22 protein-coding genes are annotated in these 25,414 nt (G+C 43.6%); 8 read left to right on the top strand and 14 right to left on the bottom strand.

Going from position 1 to position 25,414, the window contains the following annotated elements:
* Positions 1 to 7 precede the first annotated feature (7 nt).
* Complete coding sequence (locus ACY8D0_RS01355; RefSeq protein ID WP_462408721.1) at positions 8 to 769, bottom strand: threonine/serine exporter family protein; 762 nt, start codon at positions 767 to 769, stop codon at positions 8 to 10.
* Positions 770 to 954: 185 nt separating this feature from the next.
* Between ACY8D0_RS01355 and ACY8D0_RS01350 the strand changes: the two genes are divergently transcribed.
* Complete coding sequence (locus ACY8D0_RS01350) at positions 955 to 3,030, top strand: carbon starvation CstA family protein (RefSeq protein ID WP_462408720.1); 2,076 nt, start codon at positions 955 to 957, stop codon at positions 3,028 to 3,030.
* Positions 3,023 to 3,226: a YbdD/YjiX family protein gene (locus ACY8D0_RS01345; RefSeq protein WP_462408719.1), complete on the top strand. Its 204-nt coding sequence runs from the start codon at positions 3,023 to 3,025 to the stop codon at positions 3,224 to 3,226. Before ACY8D0_RS01350 ends, ACY8D0_RS01345 begins: the two co-directional genes overlap by 8 nt.
* Positions 3,227 to 3,411: 185 nt before the next feature.
* On the opposite strand, the gene ACY8D0_RS01340 is transcribed toward ACY8D0_RS01345, so the two are convergent.
* From ACY8D0_RS01340 to ACY8D0_RS01325, 4 genes are all read right to left on the bottom strand, one after another.
* Positions 3,412 to 3,750, bottom strand: a complete 339-nt coding sequence (locus ACY8D0_RS01340) for a YrdB family protein (protein ID WP_462408718.1) — start codon at positions 3,748 to 3,750, stop codon at positions 3,412 to 3,414.
* Between the two features lie 41 nt (positions 3,751 to 3,791).
* Positions 3,792 to 5,501: an MFS transporter gene (locus ACY8D0_RS01335; protein WP_462408717.1), complete on the bottom strand. Its 1,710-nt coding sequence runs from the start codon at positions 5,499 to 5,501 to the stop codon at positions 3,792 to 3,794.
* A 22-nt stretch (positions 5,502 to 5,523) separates the two neighbouring features.
* Positions 5,524 to 6,048: a PadR family transcriptional regulator gene (locus tag ACY8D0_RS01330; protein ID WP_462408716.1), complete on the bottom strand. Its 525-nt coding sequence runs from the start codon at positions 6,046 to 6,048 to the stop codon at positions 5,524 to 5,526.
* A 129-nt stretch (positions 6,049 to 6,177) separates the two neighbouring features.
* Positions 6,178 to 6,408 carry a hypothetical protein gene (locus ACY8D0_RS01325; RefSeq protein ID WP_462408715.1) on the bottom strand — a complete coding sequence of 77 codons (231 nt, stop codon included), beginning with the start codon at positions 6,406 to 6,408 and terminating at the stop codon, positions 6,178 to 6,180.
* 250 nt (positions 6,409 to 6,658) lie between these two features.
* Between ACY8D0_RS01325 and ACY8D0_RS01320 the strand changes: the two genes are divergently transcribed.
* The gene (locus ACY8D0_RS01320; protein ID WP_462409915.1) at positions 6,659 to 7,837 is read left to right on the top strand and encodes an MFS transporter; all 1,179 of its coding nucleotides are present in this window, start codon (positions 6,659 to 6,661) and stop codon (positions 7,835 to 7,837) included.
* A 33-nt stretch (positions 7,838 to 7,870) separates the two neighbouring features.
* Here ACY8D0_RS01320 and ACY8D0_RS01315 read toward each other — a convergent pair whose 3' ends face one another.
* Both ACY8D0_RS01315 and ACY8D0_RS01310 read right to left on the bottom strand, forming a co-directional pair.
* On the bottom strand, positions 7,871 to 8,791 hold the full coding sequence (locus ACY8D0_RS01315) for a ketopantoate reductase family protein (RefSeq protein WP_462408714.1): 921 nt from the start codon (positions 8,789 to 8,791) through the stop codon (positions 7,871 to 7,873).
* A gap of 49 nt (positions 8,792 to 8,840) precedes the next feature.
* Positions 8,841 to 10,007, bottom strand: a complete 1,167-nt coding sequence (locus ACY8D0_RS01310; RefSeq protein WP_462408713.1) for a pyridoxal phosphate-dependent aminotransferase — start codon at positions 10,005 to 10,007, stop codon at positions 8,841 to 8,843.
* Between the two features lie 83 nt (positions 10,008 to 10,090).
* Between ACY8D0_RS01310 and ACY8D0_RS01305 the strand changes: the two genes are divergently transcribed.
* Complete coding sequence (locus ACY8D0_RS01305; protein ID WP_462408712.1) at positions 10,091 to 10,870, top strand: carbon-nitrogen family hydrolase; 780 nt, start codon at positions 10,091 to 10,093, stop codon at positions 10,868 to 10,870.
* Between the two features lie 77 nt (positions 10,871 to 10,947).
* Here ACY8D0_RS01305 and yfkAB read toward each other — a convergent pair whose 3' ends face one another.
* Positions 10,948 to 12,066, bottom strand: a complete 1,119-nt coding sequence (gene yfkAB / locus ACY8D0_RS01300) for a radical SAM/CxCxxxxC motif protein YfkAB (RefSeq protein ID WP_462408711.1) — start codon at positions 12,064 to 12,066, stop codon at positions 10,948 to 10,950.
* 383 nt (positions 12,067 to 12,449) lie between these two features.
* Here yfkAB and ACY8D0_RS01295 point away from each other — a divergent pair, with 383 nt between their 5' ends.
* The gene (locus ACY8D0_RS01295; RefSeq protein ID WP_462409914.1) at positions 12,450 to 13,241 is read left to right on the top strand and encodes a formate/nitrite transporter family protein; all 792 of its coding nucleotides are present in this window, start codon (positions 12,450 to 12,452) and stop codon (positions 13,239 to 13,241) included.
* Positions 13,242 to 13,385: 144 nt separating this feature from the next.
* Here ACY8D0_RS01295 and recQ read toward each other — a convergent pair whose 3' ends face one another.
* Complete coding sequence (recQ, locus tag ACY8D0_RS01290) at positions 13,386 to 15,533, bottom strand: DNA helicase RecQ (protein ID WP_462408710.1); 2,148 nt, start codon at positions 15,531 to 15,533, stop codon at positions 13,386 to 13,388.
* 205 nt (positions 15,534 to 15,738) lie between these two features.
* On the opposite strand from recQ, the gene ACY8D0_RS01285 reads away from it, so the two are divergent.
* Positions 15,739 to 16,389, top strand: a complete 651-nt coding sequence (locus ACY8D0_RS01285) for an HAD family hydrolase (RefSeq protein ID WP_462408709.1) — start codon at positions 15,739 to 15,741, stop codon at positions 16,387 to 16,389.
* Positions 16,390 to 16,421: 32 nt separating this feature from the next.
* On the opposite strand, the gene ACY8D0_RS01280 is transcribed toward ACY8D0_RS01285, so the two are convergent.
* The 4 genes from ACY8D0_RS01280 to ACY8D0_RS01265 form a co-directional block, all read right to left on the bottom strand.
* Positions 16,422 to 17,516 carry a CaiB/BaiF CoA transferase family protein gene (locus tag ACY8D0_RS01280; RefSeq protein WP_462408708.1) on the bottom strand — a complete coding sequence of 365 codons (1,095 nt, stop codon included), beginning with the start codon at positions 17,514 to 17,516 and terminating at the stop codon, positions 16,422 to 16,424.
* Between the two features lie 149 nt (positions 17,517 to 17,665).
* Positions 17,666 to 19,228, bottom strand: a complete 1,563-nt coding sequence (locus ACY8D0_RS01275) for a fatty acid--CoA ligase (protein ID WP_462408707.1) — start codon at positions 19,226 to 19,228, stop codon at positions 17,666 to 17,668.
* A 93-nt stretch (positions 19,229 to 19,321) separates the two neighbouring features.
* A complete protein-coding gene (locus ACY8D0_RS01270; RefSeq protein WP_462408706.1) occupies positions 19,322 to 20,479 on the bottom strand; it encodes a thiolase family protein in 1,158 nt (385 codons plus the stop codon).
* A gap of 15 nt (positions 20,480 to 20,494) precedes the next feature.
* Positions 20,495 to 21,640, bottom strand: coding sequence for an acyl-CoA dehydrogenase family protein (locus ACY8D0_RS01265; protein WP_462408705.1), 1,146 nt, complete (start codon positions 21,638 to 21,640; stop codon positions 20,495 to 20,497).
* Between the two features lie 704 nt (positions 21,641 to 22,344).
* Here ACY8D0_RS01265 and ACY8D0_RS01260 point away from each other — a divergent pair.
* Both ACY8D0_RS01260 and ACY8D0_RS01255 read left to right on the top strand, forming a co-directional pair.
* Positions 22,345 to 23,670 carry an SGNH/GDSL hydrolase family protein gene (locus ACY8D0_RS01260; protein WP_462408704.1) on the top strand — a complete coding sequence of 442 codons (1,326 nt, stop codon included), beginning with the start codon at positions 22,345 to 22,347 and terminating at the stop codon, positions 23,668 to 23,670.
* A gap of 130 nt (positions 23,671 to 23,800) precedes the next feature.
* On the top strand, positions 23,801 to 24,763 hold the full coding sequence (locus tag ACY8D0_RS01255; RefSeq protein WP_462408703.1) for a D-2-hydroxyacid dehydrogenase: 963 nt from the start codon (positions 23,801 to 23,803) through the stop codon (positions 24,761 to 24,763).
* A 108-nt stretch (positions 24,764 to 24,871) separates the two neighbouring features.
* Here the strand turns inward: ACY8D0_RS01255 and ACY8D0_RS01250 are convergent, their stop codons facing one another.
* Positions 24,872 to 25,387 carry an RNA polymerase sigma factor gene (locus tag ACY8D0_RS01250; RefSeq protein ID WP_462408702.1) on the bottom strand — a complete coding sequence of 172 codons (516 nt, stop codon included), beginning with the start codon at positions 25,385 to 25,387 and terminating at the stop codon, positions 24,872 to 24,874.
* Between the last annotated feature and the right edge of the window lie 27 nt (positions 25,388 to 25,414).

Here is a 25,414-nt window from a genome sequence, read left to right as displayed (position 1 = left end):
TCCTGTTTTACAAAAATGTTAAGACCACAGCAATTCCTGCCCCAATGGCAAATGCCGTCAAAAAAGCCTCTGCCCCTTTTGATAACCCTGCAATCAAATGGCCCGCCATTAAATCCCTAATGGCATTGGTGACCAGCAGTCCGGGAACGAGGGTCATAACAGAGCCGATAATGATTTTATCCAGTTCCTTTCCGAGGCCAAGTCTTACAAAGATCAGCGAGAGCAATCCAATAATGAATGCGGCCAAAAACTCCGAGAAAAATTTAATGGGCACAAAGCGATGAAATCTCACAAAACTAAGGTAGCCCATGCCACCCGAAATCATCGACGGAATAAAATCATTCCAACTGCCCTTAAACATAATCATAAAACAGCCGCTGGCTAATGAGGCGGCTGCCGTTTGAACCCAAAGCGGGAAGGTGATATTCATCTTTTCAATTTCTTTTAAGTGATGAAATGCCTCTTCTAAGTTGAGCTCCCCGGTCGTGATTTGGCGGGAAACACTGTTGACCAATGCTACTTTTTTTAAGTCTGTCGAGCGTTCTGAGATTCGGATGAGTTTGGTTTTAGTTGGCTCATCCCCTTCTGCCGAGAAAATGATTCCTGTCGGCGTCACATAGCTGTGGGTTTTTTCCACTCCCAGGGCGGCAGCAATCCGCATCATCGTATCTTCCACCCGATAGGTTTCTCCGCCGCTTTGCAACATGATTTTTCCGGCCAGTAAGCATACCTCCATAATTTCGTATGTCTTTGTTGCTTGATCGTTCATCTTCTTCACCCATTGTCGATGCATTTGTCTCTTAGTTTAAATCAAAATAAAGCAACCGTGCAATGATTATCGGGCTCAAAACCAACCTTCAGATATATCAAAATTATTAGAAAAGTATTATATAATTTTTTCCAACTTTAAATTATAATAGTATTGTCAAATTATTCGGAAAGGTGTGATCTGTTTTGAAAGCGCTTAAATCTATCTTAATTTGGGGATTGATCTCAGCATTAGGTGCCGTCGGTTTTGGTGTCATGGCCCTCAATCGCGGCGAGAGTATCAATGCCATCTGGCTATTAACGGCAGCTGTTTGTGTTTACGCGGTTTCTTATCGTTTCTACAGCAAGTTTATTGCCCAAAAAGTTTTTCAGCTGGATGATAAAAGAAAAACTCCAGGGGAAATACATAATGATGGCAAAGATTATGTGCCCACTAATAAATGGGTACTGTTTGGCCACCATTTTGCGGCCATTGCCGGGGCCGGTCCTTTAGTCGGTCCGATTCTTGCCGCACAGATGGGTTACTTGCCGGGCACCTTATGGATTGTTGTGGGAGTTGTTTTAGCCGGTGCCGTACAAGACTTTATTATCTTGTTTGCCTCGATGCGCAGAAATGGAAAGTCTCTTGGCGAAATGATCAAGGATGAGATGGGTAAATTCACAGGCATTGTTTCCATGATTGGGATATTAGGTATCATGATTATTTTACTTGCTGTTTTAGCATTGGTTGTTGTAAAAGCGCTTGTCGGCAGCCCATGGGGAATGTTCACAATTGCCGCAACCATTCCAATTGCCATTTTAATGGGGATTTATATGCGGTTTATCCGCCCAGGCCGGGTTGGAGAAGCTTCTTTGATTGGGATCGTGTTATTACTCTTAGCCCTCTTCTTTGGACAAACGGTATCCGAGAATCCGACGTTGGCTAATATGTTTACCTTTAAAGGTGAAGCCATTGCCATCATGATGATTATTTATGGTTTTGTGGCTTCCGTGCTTCCTGTCTGGCTGTTGTTGGCACCTCGTGACTACTTAAGTACGTTTTTAAAGGTCGGTACGATTCTAGCCTTGGCAATAGGAATCGTCGTGGTTGCCCCGACTTTGGAAATGCCAAGCGTTACTAAATTTATTGACGGTACCGGTCCTGTTTTTGCCGGAAACCTCTTCCCGTTCTTATTTATTACGATTGCTTGCGGTTCTGTATCCGGATTCCATGCCCTTGTTTCTTCGGGAACAACTCCAAAAATGATTGAAACCGAAACCCATTCCCGTCCAATTGGCTATGGGGCTATGTTGACGGAATCCTTTGTTGCCGTGATGGCAATGATTGCGGCATGCGTACTACATCCAGGCGTGTATTTTGCCATTAACAGTCCGGGAGCCTTGATTGGAACCGATGTCGCCCAAGCCGCCACCACGATTTCAAGCTGGGGTTTCACGGTCACACCGGACGATTTGTCCACCTTGGCCAAAGACGTGGGTGAAGCCACGATTTTATCAAGAACCGGCGGTGCCCCGACATTAGCCATCGGAATGGCAGTGATTTTCTCCAATGTCATTGGCGGCAAAGCGCTAATGGCGTTTTGGTACCATTTTGCGATTCTTTTCGAGGCCCTGTTCATCTTAACCACCATCGATGCAGGTACCCGCGTTGGACGGTTCATGATTCAAGATTTGATTGGAACCGTTTATAAGCCATTTAAAAAGACAGAGGCGTTAGTTCCAAATTTAATTGCCACTGCTTTATGTGTTTTATTCTGGGGTTACTTTTTATACCAAGGCGTTATTGACCCGCTAGGCGGCATTAACACGCTCTGGCCGCTGTTCGGTATAGCTAACCAAATGTTAGCCGGTATTGCCCTCCTGTTCGGTACGACCGTTTTGTATAAGATGGGCAAAAAAGCCTACACTTGGGTGACATTGCTGCCAACCACTTGGCTATTGATTGTCACCTTGACAGCCGGCTGGCAAAAGTTATTTGATCCAAATACAAAGGTCGGCTTCTTATCGCATGCGAAAGTATTTAAAGAAGCTTATGATGACGGAAAGGTGTTGGCACCGGCCACTACGGCTGCCCAAATGAAGCAGGTGATCGTCAACGACTATGTGGACGCAGCACTTTGCGGTATTTTCATGCTGGTGGTATTGATTGTTCTTATTTCCTCTCTAAGGATTTGGTTTAAGATTATCACCAACCACAAGCTGCCGCTGCAAGAGTCACCATATGTGCCGCGCGGGGAAGGAGATGTGCAGAAATATGCTTAATCAGCTAAAAAAATTCAACACTTACCGCAAACAGTTTCTCAGTTTGCTGGTCGGGGTTCCGAGTTATGAAACCTATGTGGAGCATATGAAAACGCACCATCCTGAACAGCCTGTTAAATCACGGAAACAATTTTTCTGTGAAGCGCAGGAGGAGCGCTACAATGCAAAAGGCGGGAAAGTTTCACGGTGCTGCTAAAGAGAAACGCGTAGGTGCCCTGAGCGCTCGACGGGACTCCTCAAAAAAGCTAACGCTTTTTGTTGGTGCGATGCCTATGCTGTCGAAGCCCTCATTGTGGAGCTGGACAATTCTCAAAGTAGAATTAACTTCCATTAATTTCAATAGTAAACAGCCTGACACCATTTTTGGTGTCAGGCTGTTTTTCATTGGTTCCAGAGTTTCATTAACACAAGATTGACCAGGGCAATTATTCCATAAACCCATGCCCATGTATCTTTTCCTATAACGTACAAAGCGACTACAGGTAAACCGAATATGACAATTTCCAACAAAAGAAATGGAAACCCGCTTAAAGAATAAGATGCCTTAGGGGCACCGAACATTCCCCAAACTATGGCCGCCAATACAGGGGTTCCGATACCAAGCAGCAGCTTCGTGACAGTCCCTTGCGATACATGAAACCCCCAATATCCTAGAATAACAAGAACGAGAATTTCCAGCAAAAACCTAACACCTAAATTGATTGCTTTTAAAACATCCATCCGCCCATCACCCTGTTTATTTGTCTTGGACTCCTTTATTCTTATTCAACTGCAGATGTATGGACTATAGGTGCTTTGGATTGTTTTTTCGTCCTAAAGACCAAAGCTGTCAGGCAGCAGAAAAAGACAAAAGGAATACTTGATTTATAAGTTTCTGCAAAACTGGTCGAAATCCTTTGCTCTGCAAAATTTTCTACTTTTTTGGAATAGGCGGTAATGCTATTTACTTGTTTACTCATTTCCTGGTCCACTTGTTTTTCTATTTGCTGTGAAATCTTTTCTTTCACACTGGACCTTTGGTTTTCAGGTACTGCAGCCAATGCCTTTTGGATATTCTCGTCAACGATTTGCCGGCGTTCTCTTTCACTTATGATTTTAGGCGTCTCTTTCCTTGATGCGGTTTCTTCATTGATCATCTTTTTGGTTTCGATAAAGATTTCCTTTTTTGCAGATTCAGGCAAATCCAGTTGGTTTAACTCCTTCATGGCATATTGAACAACTTCTGTTTTTTTATCATGAATATTGTTGGTTAATCCCGCCACATAAATGGCAACAGCTAATACCACTCCCACTTGCCTGAGCATAGAAAAAACACTTTGGGAAGCCGTAAGCATTTCCCCTTCAAAGGAAGAAGTACTGGCGATGGTAGCGGATGAAATGATAAAGCTGAATCCTAATCCAAGTAGGCTGCAAAGAAGAATAATTTCCGACGTTGTACTGTGGAGATTTAAACGATGAAGTAAATAGTATGCGGTGCCCATAATGGCAAAGCCTAATAGAACAGGTATGGTGTAGCCAATTTTTCTGCTTAACAAACCGGCAACGTTGGAGAAAACAAAGATGGCCGCTGATACCGGTGTAACGAGAAGTGCCGCTTCAAGCTCCGATTTATGCTGGAAGCTAGTTAAGAACTGTGGGAGCAGAACCATAACACCAATCAGGAAAATAAAGCCTGCCGTAACAATGACAACCGAACCAGTGAATAATCGATCTTTGAACAGAGCTAAATTCACCATAGGCGCCTTTGCCTTTTTCTCATAAATAATGAACAATCCGACGGAAATGACGGTAATCATATAACAAATAACAGCTGCGGTGCTGTCCCATCCCCATGTATTTCCTTTAATCAGAACAAGATTTAAGGAAAAGATCGCTGAAACGGAAAAGACAAGCCCAAACCAATCAATTGCCGATTTCACCCGGTTTTCGTTCTTCAGGGTAAGAATGAAGAATGCCGCTGCAACGGCTGCTAAACAGATTGGTACATTGACGTAAAAAACCCAATGCCAGCTCAGCTTCTCTGTTATAAATCCTCCGACTGTTGGCCCTAGAGCAGTAGCCAACCCTTGTGTGGCACCTAGTAACGTTAACGGCAGTACCCGTTTCTCGATTGGCATGGCATCAATGCCAATGACCATACTGCACGGAATGAGGATGGCCGCCCCTAAACTTTGGACAAATCGGGCTATGATCAGAAATTCCCCGCTGTCCGCCAGCCCACACAAAGCCGAACCTCCTCCAAACACTAATAGGCCGATCATATAAAACTTGTTCCTGCCAAACATTTCTCCAAACCTGGCCATTGGTATGGCTAATACCGCAATCGTCATCGTATAAACATTCAGCATCCATGAACTTGTTTCCAGTGAGGTATGGAGACTGTCCTGTATTGCCGGCAGCGTAATATTCATGATCGTCGAATCAAGCATACAAACAAATATCCCGACACACATTAACAGTACTACCTTCATTCCTCCGGTCCCCCTCATATAATTACTCCCCTTTTGTTTCTAATTTTTTTAGTTCTTCATCAATCATTCCGATAATCATCTCCGCTTGACGGATGCCAAACAGCAAAGTAAATCGTTTATGATGCTCCATATCGGAACCGCACAGTTCATCAATTCTGGTTAAGTTTTCATACATCGCTTGATTTTTATCACGTTCCTGCAGGAGCCATTCCATAATCTGTTCTTGGGTTGTAAACCTTCCGAAAAAAATACGAATCAGGATATCCGATCTTGTGACAGTTGGATTAATCGGGCTCTCCAAGTAATTTTGAAACTGCTCCTTTCCAGTCTCCGTTATGGCATATAAATTCTTGTTTGGTTTGCCCTCCTGCTGGATAACCTGCTTCTCAACCAAACCCTCTTTTTCCATCTTTCTTAAGGCCGGATAAATGGCACCAAATGATGCCTCAAAAAAATAGGACACAGAATTCTCCATCATCTGCTTTATGTCGTAACCACTCATCGGCTCTTCGTATAAAAATCCTAGTATGACATCTTGTATGTTCATATGATCCACCTCAATATTATTTATGTTCATATTATCATTGATAATATAAACGGTGTCAATATAAAACTGGATATTTTTTCTATATTTTGAGCAAATAAAAAGACGGGTTAATCTTCCCGTCATTTTTTCTTATTCCCCAATATTGTTTTCAAACCATTCCTGAAGCTCAGGTAACGAAGTGAATGTGAAAATCTCCTCCCCGTTTTGTCCGTTATCAAACCCCGTATTTCCCCTTAACGTTATTTGCCCTTCGTCTTCGGAAATCAATATCGCATACGGATGATTGACGTTGATGTACCTTGAATCCAGATCCATATCTATCCAGTTTTTGCTTTTTAGAAATACTTCACAATATTCCATTTAATATTCCCCTCCATTTCAGGCTGCCATTTTAAAAATGATTTTTACTATATTGTCTCCTATAACTTTTTTGGATATTTCCACTTATTAAAAGTAAATATCCATACAATATGAAAAACTTATTTTGGAAAATAATTGAATTTATTTGAATTTTCGGTATTATAATATTTAGTAAAACGAAATATAGTAGAAAGAAGTGTTCATTATTATTGTGAATCAAAATGATCGTGCCACCCGAAATTTAGTGATTATGTGGTTTGCCAACTTCTTTGTTTCCGGCAGTATGACCATGGTTATGCCGTTTATCTCCCTCTATATCGAAACATTTGGGAACTTCTCAGAAAAATATGTTCAGCATTGGTCTGGATTAACTTTTGGCATCACGTTTGTTTCAGCCTTTCTTTTTTCCCCCATTTGGGGTCGTATCGGCGATCATTACGGAAGAAAAAAAATCCTGATCTTTTCCGGGCTCGGAATGGGATTATCTATTTTTCTGATCAGTTTTGCCCATTCCGTCATGCAGCTTTTTATCCTTCGCTTTTTCATGGGATTCTTCTCAGGATTTATTCCCATGTCCCAAGCATTTATATCGACCCAAACCCCTAAAGAAATTGCCGGCAGAGTACTTGGCACATTACAAACCGGAAGTATAACAGGTTCCTTATTAGGCCCGCTCATTGGCGGTGCACTTGCAGATAGCTTGGGATATTCTATCACTTTTAAATGGACTGCCGCCTCCATCCTTATCTCGGCTTTACTGGTAATCATGGCGAAGGAATTTCGTCTAGAGCCTAAAAAAGGGACAAAATCCCATTATTCCAGCAAGGAAGTGCTGAGGTATATTACCAATAATCCGGTTTTATTAACAGTTTTATTGATTTCCTCCCTCGTCCAAGTAGCTCACTTTAGCATTCAGCCGATTTTATCCTTGTTTGTCGGCGAACTCCACGGAGAAACCAATATTGCCTTTTACTCTGGATTGGCTTTTTCTGCGGCAGGTCTTGGCAACTTAATGATGTCACGCAATTGGGGAAAATTTGGCGATAAGCATGGCCATATCAAAATACTTGTGATATTGCTCTTTTTGGCAGGAATCATCTATTTACCCGGAGCAGCCGTAACAAATATCTGGCAGCTAATTATTATTCGATTCGCTCTAGGGATTGCCATTGGCGGTATTATTCCGGTTCGAATTGCTTACATTCGTCAGGAGGCCCCTATTGCCATGCAGGGGGAAGTTCTTGGGTATAACACCAGCTTAAGATTCTTGGGGAATATTGTCGGACCTATGCTCGGGGGATTCATTTCCGGTTCCTTCGGGTTCTCGGCGGTTTTTCTCAGTACAAGTGCCCTGTTGATATTAAGCGGCTTCATCTTGCTCATTTCCATGCACCGCCATCCCAAACTTATTAAACAGCATACTTCTTAATTACCAAGTAAAAAGGCCCGAAAACGGGCCTTTTTATTGATTCAGCGAACTTTCATAAATTTTCAAATTAGCATACACCGCATCTAATACAGGAACCGGCATGTCTGCCTTCTTAGCAGCTTCTAGCAGGTAACCATGTAAGTGGTCGGCTTCCACCTGGGAATGTTTCTCTATATCCCGCTGCATCGATGATTTCATTGAGTATTCTAAGGAGTCAATTTGATTTCTCTGAAGTGTTAATACGTTGCCAGAAAATGCAGCACCCAGATGGTTCATGACCGCTATAATTTCTGTTAATAGTGTTCTAATGGAGGCTTGTCCGCTTTGCTGCTCCCGAATCGGACCAATCGACGCTCTCATTAGGGTCGTAATCCCTGACATGGCTGCGATAAACAAATACTTATTCCAAAGATCCCGATTAATGTCGTCACTTAATCGGTAACCAATATTGGACCCATGAAAGGCACCTTCTATTTGCTTCATTCTTTCAGAACTTTCTCCAGACAGTTCCCCAAATACTAAATCATGTTTAGGACTCGTTTGAATGACTTTTCCCTCATAGTCTAATGTGGTTTCAATAAAGCATAATCCGCCGATTACTTTTTTGCTGCCGAATTCCGATTTTAATTTTTCAAAGTGGGAAATTCCGTTCAACAGCGGTAAAACTGTTGTATTAGGACCCACATAGTCTTGGAAACTTTCAATTGCCCCATTTAGATGATAGGCTTTTGTGGATAGAATGATGAGATCAAAAGGCCCTGCCTGGTCACCTGAAAGGATAGTCTTGGGTGACAATGTCACGTTTCCATGAACGCTTTCAATCACAAGCCCTGTTTTCTCTAGTTGTTGCTTTCTCCTCTCTCTAACTAAAAACGTGACGTCCGCTCCATTTTCCTGCAAACGTCCCCCAAAATATCCTCCCACCGCACCAGCACCAACTACTAATATTTTCATTTCATTAACCTCCGAAGATTTTCTCAATAATTTTCAATAGAACTTTGGCTTAATCAAACAGATTCAGCTTGGCAATTCGATTGACTGCTTCCTGGAGTCGGTCTTCATCCACAAGTAACCCTATTCTAATGTAGCCCTCCCCGTGTTCTCCAAAACCATTCCCTGCAGCAACCGCAACATCTGCTTTTTCGAGCAAATAATCAGCAAAGGATTCACTAGTAAAACCGTTTGGTACAGGCAGCCAAGCAAAAAAGGATCCAGTTGGACTTTCCAAGTTCCACCCGATTTCCCGGCAAGCCTTTATTAAGGTATTCCTTCGGGATTCATAGCGGGCAGCTAATTCCGTAACACAGCGCTGGTCCCCCTTTAGTGCAGCAATCGCCGCCTCTTGGACCGCAGGAAATAGACTACAGTATAGGTGATCCTGTATTAGATTGATCGCCTCGATAACACCTGAGTTTCCAATGGCAAAGCCTACACGCCAGCCCGCCATATTGTAGGTTTTCGACAGCGTATACATTTCCACACCAATTTCTTTGGCCCCTTCTGCCTCAAGAAAACTGACCGGCTTTTTACCATCAAATCCGATCGCTCCATAGGCAAAATCGTGCAAAATGGTAATCTGATGTTTTTTGGCAAATTGGACTGTTTGTTCAAAAAAATCCTTATCAGCAGTGGCACCGGTCGGATTGTTAGGATAGTTTAAATACATCAATTTAGCTGACTGTAAGTGCTCCTTAGGAATAGCCTCGTAATCTGGCAAAAAGTGATTTTCAGCTTTAAGTGGAAATGTCTCGTATTGAACACTCGCTAACACTGCACCAGATAAGTAATCTGGGTAGCCAGGGTCCGGCAGCAGCATCAGTTCTCCTTCATTTAGCAAGCATATCGGAAGTTCCACAAGGCCAGCTTTAGCACCAAATAGAATGGCTACCTCCGTCATTGGGTCAATTTTAACCCCATATTGCTGATCATAAAATTCTGCAGCTGCTTTTTTTAACTCAGGCATCCCTCGGAACAGTGAATATCTGTGGTTCTGCGGGTTTTCAGCCGACTGCTGCAATGCTTTGACGATATGGTCGGGAGTCGGTTGATCTGGATTTCCCTGCCCTAAATTAATGATATCCCGACCTTCACTAATCGCTTGATTGACTTTATTGACTAAAGAGGCAAAAAATTGCGTTGGCAGTTTTTTTAATCGTTCCGAATATTCCATATACTCCACCTTTTTCGAATTTTATTGCGATATTAGTAAAAATTCTATAATCTTTAATTAAAAAAGTCTAGAGGTGGGGAAGAGTGAAAATAGCTTGCGTGCAAATGAATATTGCTTTCGCGGAGCCCGAGAAAAACTTTATAGCCGTTGAAGAATATACAAAAAAAGCGGTAAAAGCCGGGGCGGACGTTGTGGTATTTCCGGAGATGTGGAATACCGGCTATGCTTTAGACCAGCTTGACCGACTTGCCGACGTGAACGGAGCAGAAACAAAAAAATTATTGTCTCATCTGTCTAAAACATTAAATGTGAATATCGTCGGCGGTTCTGTTTCAACCCAGAAAGCCGATGGATTTTACAATACCATGTATGCGGCTGACCGCTCTGGTATTATCGTGGCCGAATACGATAAAGCCCATTTATTTAAACTGATGGACGAACATTTATTCATGAACGAAGGACAGCACAAAAATCTATTTGCTTTAGACAACATTCCATGTGGAGGGTTAATTTGCTATGATTTACGCTTTCCGGAATGGTTCCGTACACACATTCTGGGCGGGGCCAAAATCATGTTTATTCCTGCCGAGTGGCCACAGCCTCGAGTCGACCATTGGCAGCTGCTGCTGCAGGCACGTGCGATAGAAAATCAATGTTATGTTGTCGCTGTAAACCGTGTTGGCAGTGATCCTAATAATCAATTTAATGGCCAGTCTATGGTGGTTGCGCCATGGGGAGATCTTTTGTTAAGCGGCAATTCTGAGGAAGGAATTTTCTATACAGATATAGATTTGAATGAGGTAGAACGAGTTCGAAGCACCATCCCTATCTTCCAAGACAGGCGGATAGACTTATATGAATGAAGCAGAAGCGGGCGGACAACCTATCGTTATTCGCCCGCTTCTTTTTTTGGTTGGCGTGTTGACTTTGAATCCAATTTTTATTTTGAAATTTTTGCCATTCGGCTGGTAAAATCCACTTTAGGAAAATAATTATTTTTCACCAATATATTAGGTCCCAAGCAGGCCGCTGCTGGACAATGGCAGCTTAGTTCTTTTGCTGTCCTTGAGCTTTGCCATCGATCATAAGCATCCAAAAGCGCGGTGGTTTGGATGTTTCCCAATGTAAGGATGTCCCCAAAATCTGTCACGATAATATCCCCTGAAAAAATATTAACATTGAGGCGCGACCTGCCATCTGGATCGTTACGTATTGAAACGTTTTTACTGTTATATAATCTCTCCAACAGTTTTAAGTCCTCTGGATTGTCGCTGCAAGCATAAAACGGCAACGTCCCAAATAACATCCATACACTTTCATCGCGAATATCTAGCAGGTGATGAATGGCACCTCTTATTTCATCTAATGATAGTGATTCAAGATTACTAGCAAAATCACTAGGATACATTGGATGCACTTCATGGCGGCTGCAATGCATTTCCTCCACAATTTGCCGATGGATTTTTTCCAAATGAGGCAATGTCCGTTTGTTCAGCATGGTTTCTGCCGATACCATGACACCTGCTTTCGATAGGCTCTGGCTATTCTCTATGATTCTTTCAAAATAGCGGGCCCGTTGCATGTAATCAGGCTTTCGGTCCATTCGGGCAAACCCACCCTCGACAAAGTCATCAACAGTTCCCCAATTGTGGGAGATATGTAGGACATCTAAATAGGGGATAATGGTTTCATATCGGTCCAATTCCAGTGTTAAATTGGAATTAAGCTGGGTACGAACACCACGGTCATATGCGTACTTTAATAAGGGAGAAACATAGTTTTTTACGGATGATTTGGAGAGCATTGGTTCCCCGCCAGTGATACTTAATGCCCGAAGGTTTGGGATTTCATCCAGCCTTCTGAGCAGCAATTCCAGCGGAAGGGCACTTGGGTCCTTGGGCTGAAGCATATAGCCCACTGCACAGTGCTCACAACGCATGTTGCATAAAGTGGTAGTGGTGAATTCGATATTGGTAAGCTGCAATTTTCCGTATTCTTTTATATCCAGATAGGCTTCCCAAGGGTCAAATGTGGGGGTAATCTTTTTCTTTGTTATCATATATGAACTCCTTAGTATTTTTTCACACGATGGATAGTATAGCATTAACTCTTCCAAACTATAATAAAACCATATGCGCCATACTTATTTTATATTCAAAAGGCTCTTTTAAATATAGCTTTAGATTTCCGCTCCAGGCGCTCAGCGAACCCGCTTCCAGTGCCGGGGGAGCCTCCTCGGCACTGGAAGCGCCTGCGGGGTCTCCCGAGCCCCGTACTCCCGCAGGAGTCCAGCTTACCTGCTCCAATCAACAGAGTGTTAAAAAAGTTACAATATCGTTTAACAGAACCACTCAAAAAAGAGTTTCCTAAGAAATTCCGTCTTCCATACATATCCAGATTCTTATTGATAAAAATAAGAGGTAGTGAATGGAGGTAAAACGTATGGAGATGCAGCCGTTAAGCGAAGTTGAAAAGCTGGCGTTAAAGAAGGTTAAAATTTTCAGACAGAGCCTATTAAGATATATTTTGAGGGCCATGCTGGCCAGTATGTTTATTGGATTTGGCGTCATTGTTGCCTTTAAGACCGGAAATTTCTATTATTCAGTCCATTCTCCATCTGCTTATCCGATGGCGGCGATTACTTTTGGCGCAGCCATTATCTTGATAGCCTATGGCGGCGGCGATTTGTTTACAGGAAACACGTTCTATTACACGTATGCCGCATTTCGAAAAAAACTGGCATGGAGTGAGGTCTTTAAACTGTGGGCCAGCAGTTATGTTGGGAATATTTTAGGTGCGTGCGTGTTTGCTTTCATTATTTTCGCCACTGGCTTATTTCGGGAGTCTTCTGTTAATGCCTTTCTTCTGGCAGTGGTTGAGCATAAGCTGGAAGCCTCTGCTTTTGAACTGTTTTTTAGGGCCATATTGTGTAATTGGCTTGTATGTATGGCGTTCTTCCTGCCAATGGCACTTAAAGGAGATGGCGCCAAAATGTTTTCCATGATGTTGTTCGTGTTTTGCTTTTTCATTTCCGGGTATGAACATAGCATTGCCAATATGTGCACTTTCTCTATCGCCTTAGTACTTGATCATCCGGGCACCATTTCATGGGGCGGAATCATTCATAATTTAATACCGGTTACCCTTGGAAATTTATTGGGAGGAAGTTTCCTCATGGCCTTTATGTATTACTTTGTTAATAAACCGTTTTTGGATGAATACAGTGGAGAATAATAGATGGAATCGACAAATTTCCGGGGAAATACGACAATAAAATAGAATATTCAGATAAAATTGAACAAGGCCGTCACCGAACAACCGGTTGACAGCCTTTTTCTCTGAAAGGACTACTCCCGTTCTGTGGGGCAGCCCATTCACTTATTCAATTACAGTGTTTATTTTCGCCTTACTTACATAATAAACGTAAACCTTAATTACGAAATAACTGACTTCTTCAGGAAGCAGCTCCTTTATCGGTTTCAACCGATCACGCCCGACCTCTTCCACCGCCTGTTCCAATAACGGGATGTACTCGCCAGGAATTAACAAGGAATAGTCAACATCCAGCTTTAATTGGGCGCATTGGAGAAGATGGCTTTCTACCGTACTTATCGCAAGCCCGCGCTTCTCTGCAATTTGTTGAACCGTCATCCCGTCTTTATGCAGCCTGAACGTTTCTAAATGAGAGTCACCGGCTGCTTTCTTGGCAGGCTTTTTCTCCTGCTTGGGCGTTGCTTCGAATTCACTTTCGTAGCCCGGGTTAGTTTCATGGAAGGCGCGAATGGCTTGTAGAAATTCAAGACCGTATTTCTGGAGTTTAAGCTCCCCTACCCCGCTGACCTGCAGAAACTCTTCGTTTGTCTTGGGCTGTTTGGCGCACATATCTTTGAGCGCCGCATCGGAAAAAATGACAAACGGCGGCACTTTTTCATCGGCCGCAATCCGTCTGCGCACCTCTCGTAATGCTTCAAATAATGGATCGTCCTTCGCCACCTGCTTGACCTGTGCTGTTTCACGGCGGGTCACTTTCCGGCTTCCGAGCAGAATGTCTTTTCCTGCGGAAGAAACATAGAGAGTAGGAAATTGTCCTTGTTCAATCCCCAGCAGTTCTTGGGAAACAAGGAATTCAATAAAGTCACTGACCTCTTTTGCCCCTCTATCCTTCATAATGCCGTAGGTGGACAGTTTATCAAATCCAAGTTCCGTCACTTTTTTATTTTTAGAACCCGTTAATACCTGGGCGGTTAGGTTCTTTCCATATCGCTGACCCATCCTGATCACACAGGACAGCACCATTTGGGTCTCCTTTGTCACATCGATACTATCACGGGAATCGGTGCAGTTCCCGCACCTGCCGCAAGGCTCTGTATCCGATTCACCAAAATAATTGAGGATAAATTCCTGGAGACAGTTTTCGGTATGGCAATAATCGGTCATTTGCTGCAGTTTGTCCAGCTCCTGGGTGATTCGGCCCCTATCACTAGACTGGTCGATGAGAAATCGCTGAATTTGAACGTCTTGGGGTGAATAGAGTAAAACACATTCACTATCGAGACCATCACGTCCGGCACGGCCGGCCTCCTGATAATAGCTTTCCATATTTTTTGGAAGCTGATAATGGAGCACATAGCGAATATTGGATTTGTCAATGCCCATCCCAAAGGCAGAAGTGGCAACCATAACAGATGCTTCGTCCGTTAAAAATCGCTCTTGTTCTTGACTGCGTTCTTGATCGCCCATTCCAGCGTGGTACTTGGCCACCTTAATTTTTTCCTTCCGGAGCCTTTCATAGAGCTGGTCTACATTCTTTCGTGTGGCGGCATAAATAATCCCCGCCTCTTTTTCATTTTGTTTAACGTATCGGATTAGGTATTTCAGCCGGTCTTGACCTTTAATGACAGAAAAGGATAAATTTTCACGTTCGAACCCGGTAATAATCGTGTTTTGCTCTTCAATATCAAGTAATTGGCAAATATCCTCCCGCACCTTGGGAGTTGCAGTGGCGGTTAAGGCCATGAGATTAGGCCGTCCCGGCAGACGGTCAATCATATACTGGATATGGCGGTAGCTTGGACGGAAATCATGTCCCCACTGGGAAATACAATGGGCTTCATCAACGGCGATTAGCTGGATTTCCATATCACATAGGTCCGTAATAAAGTCCGGTGACTCCAATCGTTCCGGAGCTATGTACAACAATTTGTATGCTCCATGTTTTGCCGCTTCAATCCTTTGGTTTGCCTCTTGATAACTTAGAGAACTGTTGATGAATGTAGCTGGAATACCCACTTGGACAAGGGAATCAACCTGATCTTTCATCAATGAAATTAATGGGGAAATAACGACGGTTGTGCCTTGCAGAATCAATGCGGGGATTTGATAGCAAATCGATTTACCTCCGCCGGTCGGCATAACGCAAATTGTGTTTTGACCCGCTAAAATGGATTGGATTGCCTGCTCTTGGCCTTTCCTGAAGGAGTGATAACCAAAATAGGAGCTTAATAGGGGGAGTGCCTTTTCAAACAAAATTGTTCCTCCGTTCTTTAAGAAGTGAAAATCTCATAATTCTATTATACTCCCTTGGCTCCATTTTTTTAAAATCTATTATTTACTAAATTCGAATAACAGAAAAAAATAGCCCTCTCTGTATAGAGGGGGACCTCTCAAGTAGCCATAGTATTGATGAGTATGATATTTTATAAAGAAATAAGAAAGAATAGGAGATTGAGTGATGCTAGAAGCTGTCATTTTTGACTTTGATGGAACCATTGTTGATACGGAAACGGTTTGGTACGATGTTTATAAGGAAGTGCTACATCATCAATACGGTATTGAACTTCCTCTCGAGGTGTTTGCCAAGGTCATTGGCACGACGGACGAAGTATTATTTAAGTTTATTGAAGACCAAGCTTCAACTGAAATCAATAAACAGGAAATAGAATCAATGGTTCATGAACGATTTCAGGAAAAGAAAAGTGATTTGGAAGTGCGTGTCGGGGTAAGAGACCGATTGCAGGAAGCTAAGGAGCTGGGTCTGAAGCTTGGCGTCGCTTCCAGTTCATCAAGAGCTTGGGTCGAAGGATACCTGAGGCAATTTGGCCTTTGGAATTATTTTTCAGTTATAAAAACGAAGGAAGATGTCGCAAGGGTAAAACCCGATCCCGCTCTTTATTTGAAAGCCCTGCAAGACATGCAAGTCGAACCGAGCCGGTCGTTAGCAATTGAAGACTCCGTGAATGGCTCCATAGCGGCTATTGAAGCGGGGATGAAATGCTTGGTTGTTCCTAATCAAGTGACGTCTTTTTTAAGCTTTCATGAAAAAACTGTCCGCTTTGAATCTTTTTCAGACTTTGATTTTAATAGGTTAAGTGAAAACAAATAGACTGCCGCTTATCACGGCAGTCCTTTTTACTGTTAAGCTAATATATTTTTTAAGATTTCCGGTTTATGCTGGTCTTTTCTTGGCGGCGGCGCGGCTGCATCCAGCGGGATGTCACTATGCATTTTTACTTGATAGTCCCCCCAAGAGGACGCAAAAACAAGTTCCTTTTCTCTAAAATAGGGATTTTCATAAAGCTCCCCTATTTCCAAAACAGGCGCTAAACAGCAGTCCACTTTTTGGGAGAATTGAATCCATTCATAAAATGTTTTCCGTTTAAAAAGTGCGGTTATTTCTTGATAAACGGGGTTATCCCCATCTCCTTGTGAAAATTGGGCATTCAACCAGTCCTCCCGGCCATGGGCCAGGCAGAAGTTCCGCCAAAACTTTGGCTCTAGTGCACCGATGCTCATAAATCTTCCATCACTTGTTTCATATAGCGCATAGCAGATGACGCTCCCGTCCAGAACCGGAACGCCGTTTTCTGTTCCCAGTTGTTGCTCGGTCAATACATGATTCCCCAGCAATGATATAAGCTGGTCGGTAATCGAAATGGAATGGTAGCTTCCTCTGCCTGTTAAGTGCTTGGAAACTAGACCGGCCAGAATCCGTTCGTTGGCAGCGTATCCTCCTAGAAAATCGGCTAACGTGATGGTTGGATGGACAGGTCTGCCTTGCTGGTCCTTGAATTGGGCCAGCACCCCGCTTAATGCCATATAATTCAAGTCATGCCCGCCCAGACTGCTCAGCATTCCAATTTGTCCATATCCGGTTATCGAACAGTATACGATATCAGGCTTCACTTGAAGAACGGTTTGGTAATCCAGACCAAGCTTCTCCATGACTCCTGGCCTGAAGCTTTCCAATACCACGTCCGCTTGTGAAATCAGCTTTAAAGCCGTTTCAACATCTTCCTTTTCCTTCAGGTTAAGTGTAATACTTTTTTTTTGGCGGTTATTTGCTTGAAACACTAGGCCTGTTCCATGATTGGTCGTGCCCGTATGCCGGGACGGGTCCCCTTCCGGTGGCTCTACCTTAATGATTTCCGCGCCTAAATCGGCTAAGCGGAGCGTGGCAAAGGGGCCAGGAAGGTAGTTTGTAAAATCGATGACTCTGATTCCGTTTAACATATATTGGTTTCCTTTCTAATTCTATTGGGAGGAATGGGTTCAACTTGTGCTTAGGAGCCGACAACTTGCGGATGCACTCTCCCTACTTGCGGATGGGATAGCTCCAACTCGCGGAAAAGTAATTCCGACTTGCGCGAAGTCCTCACCGATTACCCCTGTGTAAACAGATCCTCCAACTGCTTCCTCAAAATGAATTTTTGAATTTTTCCGCTTGCGTTCCGTGGCAATGACTCACAGAAAATATATTTCCTTGGGCGCTTATAATTAGCTAACTTGTTACTTGTTTTGCAAAATTCATCTAACTGTTGGTCTGTCAGATTGGAATCCTTTTTGACCACAAAAGCGGTAACCGTTTCGCCCCATCGGTCATCCGGCTGTCCAACAACCGCAACGTCGAGAATTCCCGGGTGGCTATGCAGCAAGTCTTCCACCTCGCGGGGATAAATGTTTTCGCCGCCGCTAATAATCATGTCGTCCACACGGTCGTTTACGTAAAGAAAGCCCTCATCGTCCATGTATCCAATGTCCCCAGAATGGTACCAGCCTTTGTACATGGCCTTTTCTGTCGCATCCTCGCGGTTGTAATACCCCAACATCATGCAGGGACCCTGGACGATAATCTCACCGGTTTCACCGGCCGGTACCACATCGTCAGGTTCGGATGGGCCGTCCTCTTTCGTCCTGACAATCCGAATATCGTGACTTAGGGCTGCCTGACCGGCCGAACCTGCCTTGCGCAGCTGGTCGGCCTCAGACAAGAAGGTAATCGCCGGACCCATTTCGGTCATGCCATAGGCTTGCACTAAAGAAATGCCGAACCGGTCATGGAGCGCATGAACCATGGATGGGGCCATTGGAGCAGCACCATATAGTCCAAGATTTAAACTGGAGATATCATATTGGCTTAAATCTTCTTGGAGCAGCATATTCCACATGGTCGGTGCCGCAAAGAACTTGGTTATTTTCTCTTGGCCAATCAGCCCAAGAATGGCTTTGGGATTAAATTGATGAAGGATGACATTTTTTGCCCCTGAATGCACCCTTGGCAGAAACGCGCAGTGGAGTTCAGCACAATGGAACATCGGTGCCGTCACCAGACCGACATCCGTTGTTCTCAGCTTTTGGGAGGCAATACACAGCATGCTTTGGTCCACCATGTTTCGATGGGAATGCATAACACCCTTCGGCCTGCCGGTTGTCCCGCTCGTGTAAATAAACGCATAAATATCGTTTTCGGTAACATCTCCCTGTACATTCCCAGTTGAAGCTTCCGCCAGTTTTTCCCGATAGCTGGCGGCATAGGCAGGCGTTTCATCATCAATAAACCAGAAGGAGATGGTCTCAAACCGGTTCTCAATTGCCGCGATCACTGGCTCCAATGCTTTTTCAAAAAGAACTACCTTTGGGGCGGCATCCGATAAAATAAACGCAACTTCCTCCGGGACTAGCCGGAAATTTATCGGGTTAAAAATGGCACCAATTTTGGCACAGGCAAAAAAGGCCGTTCCTAATTCCTCCGTGTTAAAGAGGAACGTGGAAACACAGTCTCCTTTTTTTACCCCCTGCTTTAAAAGGGCATTGGCTAAACGGTTAACCTGCTCGCTCCATTCCTTGTACGTGTAGCGGACATTTTTCCGCACGTCATAAATTGCTTCTTTGTTTGGATATTTTTGGACGGTTAAATCGAAGATTTTGCCAATTGTTGGACCCATAACATCTCCTCCATATTTTAATGAAAGGCAATCGGATGGACCGATTGCCTTTGGTGCCTGATTTTTTGTCAATGCTTCATGGCCATATATTATTTAGTCTAAACGCTCAATAATGGTGGCATTGGCCATTCCATGACCTTCGCACATCGTCTGCAAGCCATAACGGCCGCCGGAACGCTCCAGCTCGTGCATCATCGTGACCATTAATCTTGCCCCGCTGCCTCCCAGTGGATGGCCGAGGGCAATCGCTCCGCCATTCGGGTTAAGCTTGGCAGGGTCGGCCCCTGTTTCCTTCAGCCAAGCAAGAGGTACTGGTGCGAAGGCTTCGTTTACTTCAAAGACATCGATATCCTCAATGGACAATCCTGATTTCTCAAGCGCTTTTTTAGTGGCTGGGATCGGCCCGAGCAGCATCATGGTCGGATCATCTCCCACCACAACGCGGGTTTTCACCCGGAAACGAGGTTTTAATCCCAATTCTTCCGCTTTCTCCCGTGACATCAGCAATACGGCAGCCGCCCCGTCACTGATTTGGCTGGAGTTTCCCGCGTGAATCACGCCATCCTCCAGGAAAGAAGTTCTCAAAGTGGCCAGTTTTTCTAAAGAAGTATCTTTCCTTGGACCTGAATCTTCTTTGATCACAGCTGTTGTCCCGTCTGGAACTTTGACTTCAATAGGGAAGATTTCGCGGTCAAAATAGCCTTCTTCCTGGGCCTTTACTGCTCTTAGATGGCTTTCAAGCGAGAACCGGTCTAGATCCTCACGGGTAAATCCATATCGTTCAGCAATCCGCTCGGCCGACAACCCTTGATGGATCATTTCATACTTTTCTCTTAATTTCGGGCTGAACGGTTCTTCTGCCCCCATATAATTAGAGCCCATCGGTACCCGGCTCATGCTTTCCACACCGCCTGCGACAACCACATCCATATCCCCTGCTAGAATCGCCTGAGCGGCAAAATGGACTGCTTGCTGGCTGGAGCCGCACTGGCGGTCGACGGTTGTCCCTGGTACTTCAATTGGATAGCCTGCAATTAAAGCCGCTACCCTTGCAATATCACCTGCCTGTTCGCCAGATTGGGTGACACACCCTAGAATGACGTCATCTATAATGGCAGGGTCGATTCCTGCCCGATTCACCAATTCCTTCAATGCTAATGCTGCTAATTCATCTGGACGAATGTCCTTTAACACGCCATTTCTCCTGCCTACCGGTGTACGAACTCCCTCTACAATCACTACTTCACGCATGTTCATCATCCTTTCTTATAAACCTAGATTTTTAGCCACAATTGTTTTCATAATTTCATTGGTTCCGGCATAAATGCTGGAAACCTGAATGTCGCGGAACCGTCTGGCAATCTCGTATTCTTCCATATATCCGTAACCGCCATGAAGCTGCATGCTTTCCGAGGCAATTCGTTTGGCGATATCCGTCAGCTTCCATTTGGCCATCGACACTTTGGTCACGACATTCTGCCCTTCCATATGTTCAGCAATCAACTGGTCCAAGAAGGCCCGGCCCATTTGGACATCGGCTGCCATTTCGACGATCTTAAACTGGGTATTTTGAAACTGGCTGATTGGTTTGCCAAAGGCTTCACGGCTCTTGACATAGTCGATCGTCAGCTGGAGCATCACTTCTGAAGCTGTCTGGGCACAAATGGCAACCAAAAGCCGTTCCTGCTGAAGTTTTTCCATTAAATAAAGAAAGCCTTTGCCTTCCTCCCCAAGCAGATTCTCTTTGGGAACCCGGCAATCTTCAAAAATTAATTCGGCAGTATCTTGGCAATGCAGACCCACCTTATTCAACTTACGGCCCCTCGAAAATCCAGGCGTATCGCGTTCAATGACCAGCAGGCTTATGCCTTTATGTTTTGGCACCGCCTGTGGGTCTGTTTTTACGACGACAACCACCAGATCAGATTGGATTCCGTTAGTAATAAACGTTTTTTGGCCATTGACAATATAATGGTCACCCTCCAGCTTGGCTGTGGTTTTTATATTGGCCAGGTCTGACCCGGTGCCTGGCTCAGTCATGGCGATTGCCGTAATGATTTCGCCAGTGACACATTTCGGCAGCCAGCGATGTTTTTGTTCTTCTGTGCCGTAGGCGGTAATATACGGAATCACAATATCACTGTGAAGCCCCATTCCCACCAAACCAGAACCAACCCGTTCCAGTTCTTCGTTGATGATCACATTAAAGCCCCAGTCCCCCCCGCTCCCTCCGTATTTTTCTTCCACATCCGGACACAGGAAGCCCTGTTCACCCATTTTTCGCCACAGGGCACGGGGAATCATCCTGTCCTCTTCCCATTGTTCATAAAAGGGATATGCTTCTTTTTCCAAAAACTTTCTTAAAGACTTTCGAAAAATTTCATGGTCTTCATTTAAATAGGGATGTTTCATGTTTAGTTACCTCTCCTTCGCAGATGATAACGCTTACTTTTTGTGGATTTAGCTGCAAAACCAAGAGCCTGCGACAAAGCTTGGGCTTACACTGCTCAGTTTATGGTGAAGCTGATTTTTTTCATAGGAGTATCGATTTTTATCGTTTCGACTCGATTCTTTATGTATTGTCTAATAGGAGTGTTAAGAGGATTTGTGTGATTGAGCCCTAAGGCTTCGTTTAAAGCGGTTTCCTCGGTTACGATGCAATCAACCAGGGTGATGTTATCTTTAAATTGGAGCATAATCACTCCTTCCAGTTACAGCCTACCTCTATTGTAGCAAATTGGGCACTCTTTTTTGAATATTTATTTACTTAAAATTCCACCATTTACATTAATAGTATTGATGGAAGAGTACTCAACGGCGATTTTGGCAGAATTCTTTTAATGGTAATTAGGATTCTACGATTTGGATAGGTTATTCTACAAATCTAGGATATGATTCAACAGAATTTGTAAATAACTTCCATTACCCTGAAAAGGAACTATCTATAAGTCCCACCCTATATATCAGATACCGTCGAAGCGTGTCGTTTAATAGCTGCTAGTCCGAAAATATCAGGACTTTTAGCACAATTTGAAGATTAGTATTCATTGAAACTTCCAAAAAAAGACACCTATAATAAATTTGTTGGACAAATTACACAAATTGGAGGAATGAAGGTGAAGTTTAAACAAATTTCTATTCTTTTCACGGTGATGTTGGTATTTAGCACATTTTTTTCGTCATTTGCATTGGCAAAAGGCGACCCGTGTCATTGTAGCGTAGTTGCATTAGGGGACTCGATCACCGCAGGATATGGACTTGGAGCTAATGAGAAGCCTTTTCCAAATTTAATCACCCAACCTGGGAACAATACTGTTACAAACCTAGGGGTATCAGGAATGACTTCAGGTGAGCTATATGCTTCATTATCGAATCCACAAAATGCAAGTGCCATTGCCAACGCGGATGTTGTGACTCTGTACATAGGCGGGAATGATTTAATTAATTTTATTGAATCATTAAATCTTGATTCTCAAACTATTGATCCAAATTTATTAAATGATCCAACATTTTTGGCAACTCTTAGTGGACAAGCTGCGTCTATTGTTCCTGAACTAAGACAAAATATAATTGGGACGATTGATAAAATAAATGAGCTAAACGGGGATGCCCCCATAATTTTATATAATCTTTACAACCCAGTTAACGAACAAAATAATTTTTATGATCTTGTTGATGCACTGGTGGGGAATATTAACTCATTGACTTACAATACTATTTCTAAAGATAATGTCTATTTGGCAGATGCCTATACAGCTTTTGCCGGAAAGCAATCAAAATACGTCCAGAATAATGAAATTGAATCTCTTAATCTGGGAATTCATCCAACTGCTGCAGGCCATAAGGCTTTAGCCCAACTTGCGGACACTATTCTTGGACAGATTTTTCCGCCTAAGGAAGAACTGGATATTTTCTTAACATCCACACCAGAAGAAATCACGAATGGACCTGTTACGATTTCTGTTCAGGTCCATTCAGGAACAGTACAATCCTTAAAATGGCTTTCAGGGGATAAAGCTAGTGAAGATTTTGCAGATCAGGGAACCGTGATTGACACTTCTTCCTTCCAAGTGACAGAAAATGGGGTATACACTGTTCTGGCAAAAGATGAGTGCGGCGATGTGGATATTGAAAAGATTAATATAACAAACATCAAAAAGGAAGACCTGAAACCGAATCCTGATACAAACAATACTCCTGATCCTGCGCCTAACACCGGGGGAAGCAATAATGTAACTCCTACACAAACTAATACAACAGCTGCACCAACAACTAACACAACTTCAGCACCTGCAAGCACAAGTACTGCAGCTGCCACAACTGGAAATGTACTTCCAGTTACCGCTACGCCTATTTTCAATTACATGGCTGCTGGATTGGCTCTTGTTCTGGCAGGGATGATTGCATTAAAGGTTCAACATCGCAGAAGAGAAGATATTTAAGGATTCTATCTTCATAGATTCATGGGTTTCCAGGCCGGCTATTTGGCCTGGATTTTTATTTTACAACCCATTTCAACCATAAAGCTGTTATCATTAAACTATCAAATTCAAAAGAAGTGGAGGAAGAAATTTGGCAAATAGAAAACTAGTAGTTACCCAGAACCTGAGTGAGGATTTGTTCCGACAGATCAAAGAAACTATTCCTGATTGGGAGCTGATTGCTTCCAAGGAAAAAGAAGTTTGGCAAGAGCATGTAAGGGATGCAGAAGTGATTGCAGGCTGGAAGCGGGGATTGGATGAATACTGCCTCGGTCCTGAATCCAAACTTAAATGGCTGCAAACGTGGAGTGCCGGAGTAGATTCGCTTCCGCTTGAAAGATTTCAGGAAGCCGATGTCTTATTAACAAGCGCCAATGGGGTCCACAGCTATCCGATATCGGAAACAATTTTTGCCTTAATGCTGGGGTTAACGAGAAAAATACATACTTATGTGAAAAACCAGCAGACAAAAACATGGCATCACGCCAATCTGAAACTAGAAATCCATGAAAAAACCATTGGGATTATTGGGGTTGGAGCCATTGGCGGGGAGACCGCGAAGATTGCCAAGGCTTTTGGCATGAAGGTCCTTGGTGTTAGACACTCCGGCAAGCCCGCCGAGTTTGTTGATGAAATGTACACGATAGACCAGCTGGATCAAATCTTGCCGCAATGTGAGTATGTGGTCGTAACCTTGCCGCATACAAAAGAGACCCACCATCTATTTGGCATCAATCAATTTCAGTTGATGAGACCTTCCGCCTTTTTCATTAATATCGGCCGCGGTGAAATAGTCGTGGAGGAAGAGTTGATCGCTGCACTAAAACAGGGGACGATTGCCGGCGCCGGATTGGATGTGTTTGAAACGGAACCGTTAACAGCAGAAAGTCCATTGTGGGAAATGGAGAATGTTATTGTCACGCCTCACACTTCAGGGGCAACCGAGCATTATAATCAGCGGGTTGTCGAGAATATTTTGATTCCTAATTTAAAAGATTATCTTGCAGGAAGAACGCCGTCCGTCAATTTAGTCAGTTATTCAAAAGGATATTGAAACCATTAAAAAAGCTGCTTTCGCAGCTTTTTTAATGGTTATCCGTTTTTTCGATATTATGGAACAAGAAGCAGCCAATCAGCGAAAGCCGTACAACAATAATAGTTCCTAGGCACTTAGCTGTTTTAAAAACAGCTGTTTTAATTGTCTCCTTGCCCGGTAAATTCTAGTTTTGACGGTGTTTGGATTTAAATCAAGGGCACGGGCAATCTCGTGCTCCTTTAAACCGTGGCCAATCTTGAGCATCAGGACATCCTGATATTCATGATTCAGTTTACTGATGGCACAGCTCACCTGTTCGGCCATCATGCCGGTTTCGACTTCCTCCTCGACGTTGTGTTTCATCTCTTTCCCCAAGCTTTCGAGCATATCCTTCTCCATCAGAATTCCTTTCTTTTTCCGTTCGGCCCTGATAAAGTCGATGGCGGTTCGGGTGGCAATCACAGACAGCCATGCCCCGATTTTCGTGTGCTCTTCAATTGTGTCCGCCTTTTTCAGGGCTTTGATAAATGTTTCTTGCACGATATCCTCCGCCAGATGAAGGTCCCTTGTGATCGAGTAACTTATATGATAAAGCCGTTTATAATACTGACTGTAAATTTCAGAAAAATTTATGACACACATCTGTTTTCCTCTCCCATCTTGTCCTTT

Source organism: Neobacillus camarae, from assembly GCF_054950115.1.
This window is presented reverse-complemented; position numbering and strand designations above follow the sequence as displayed.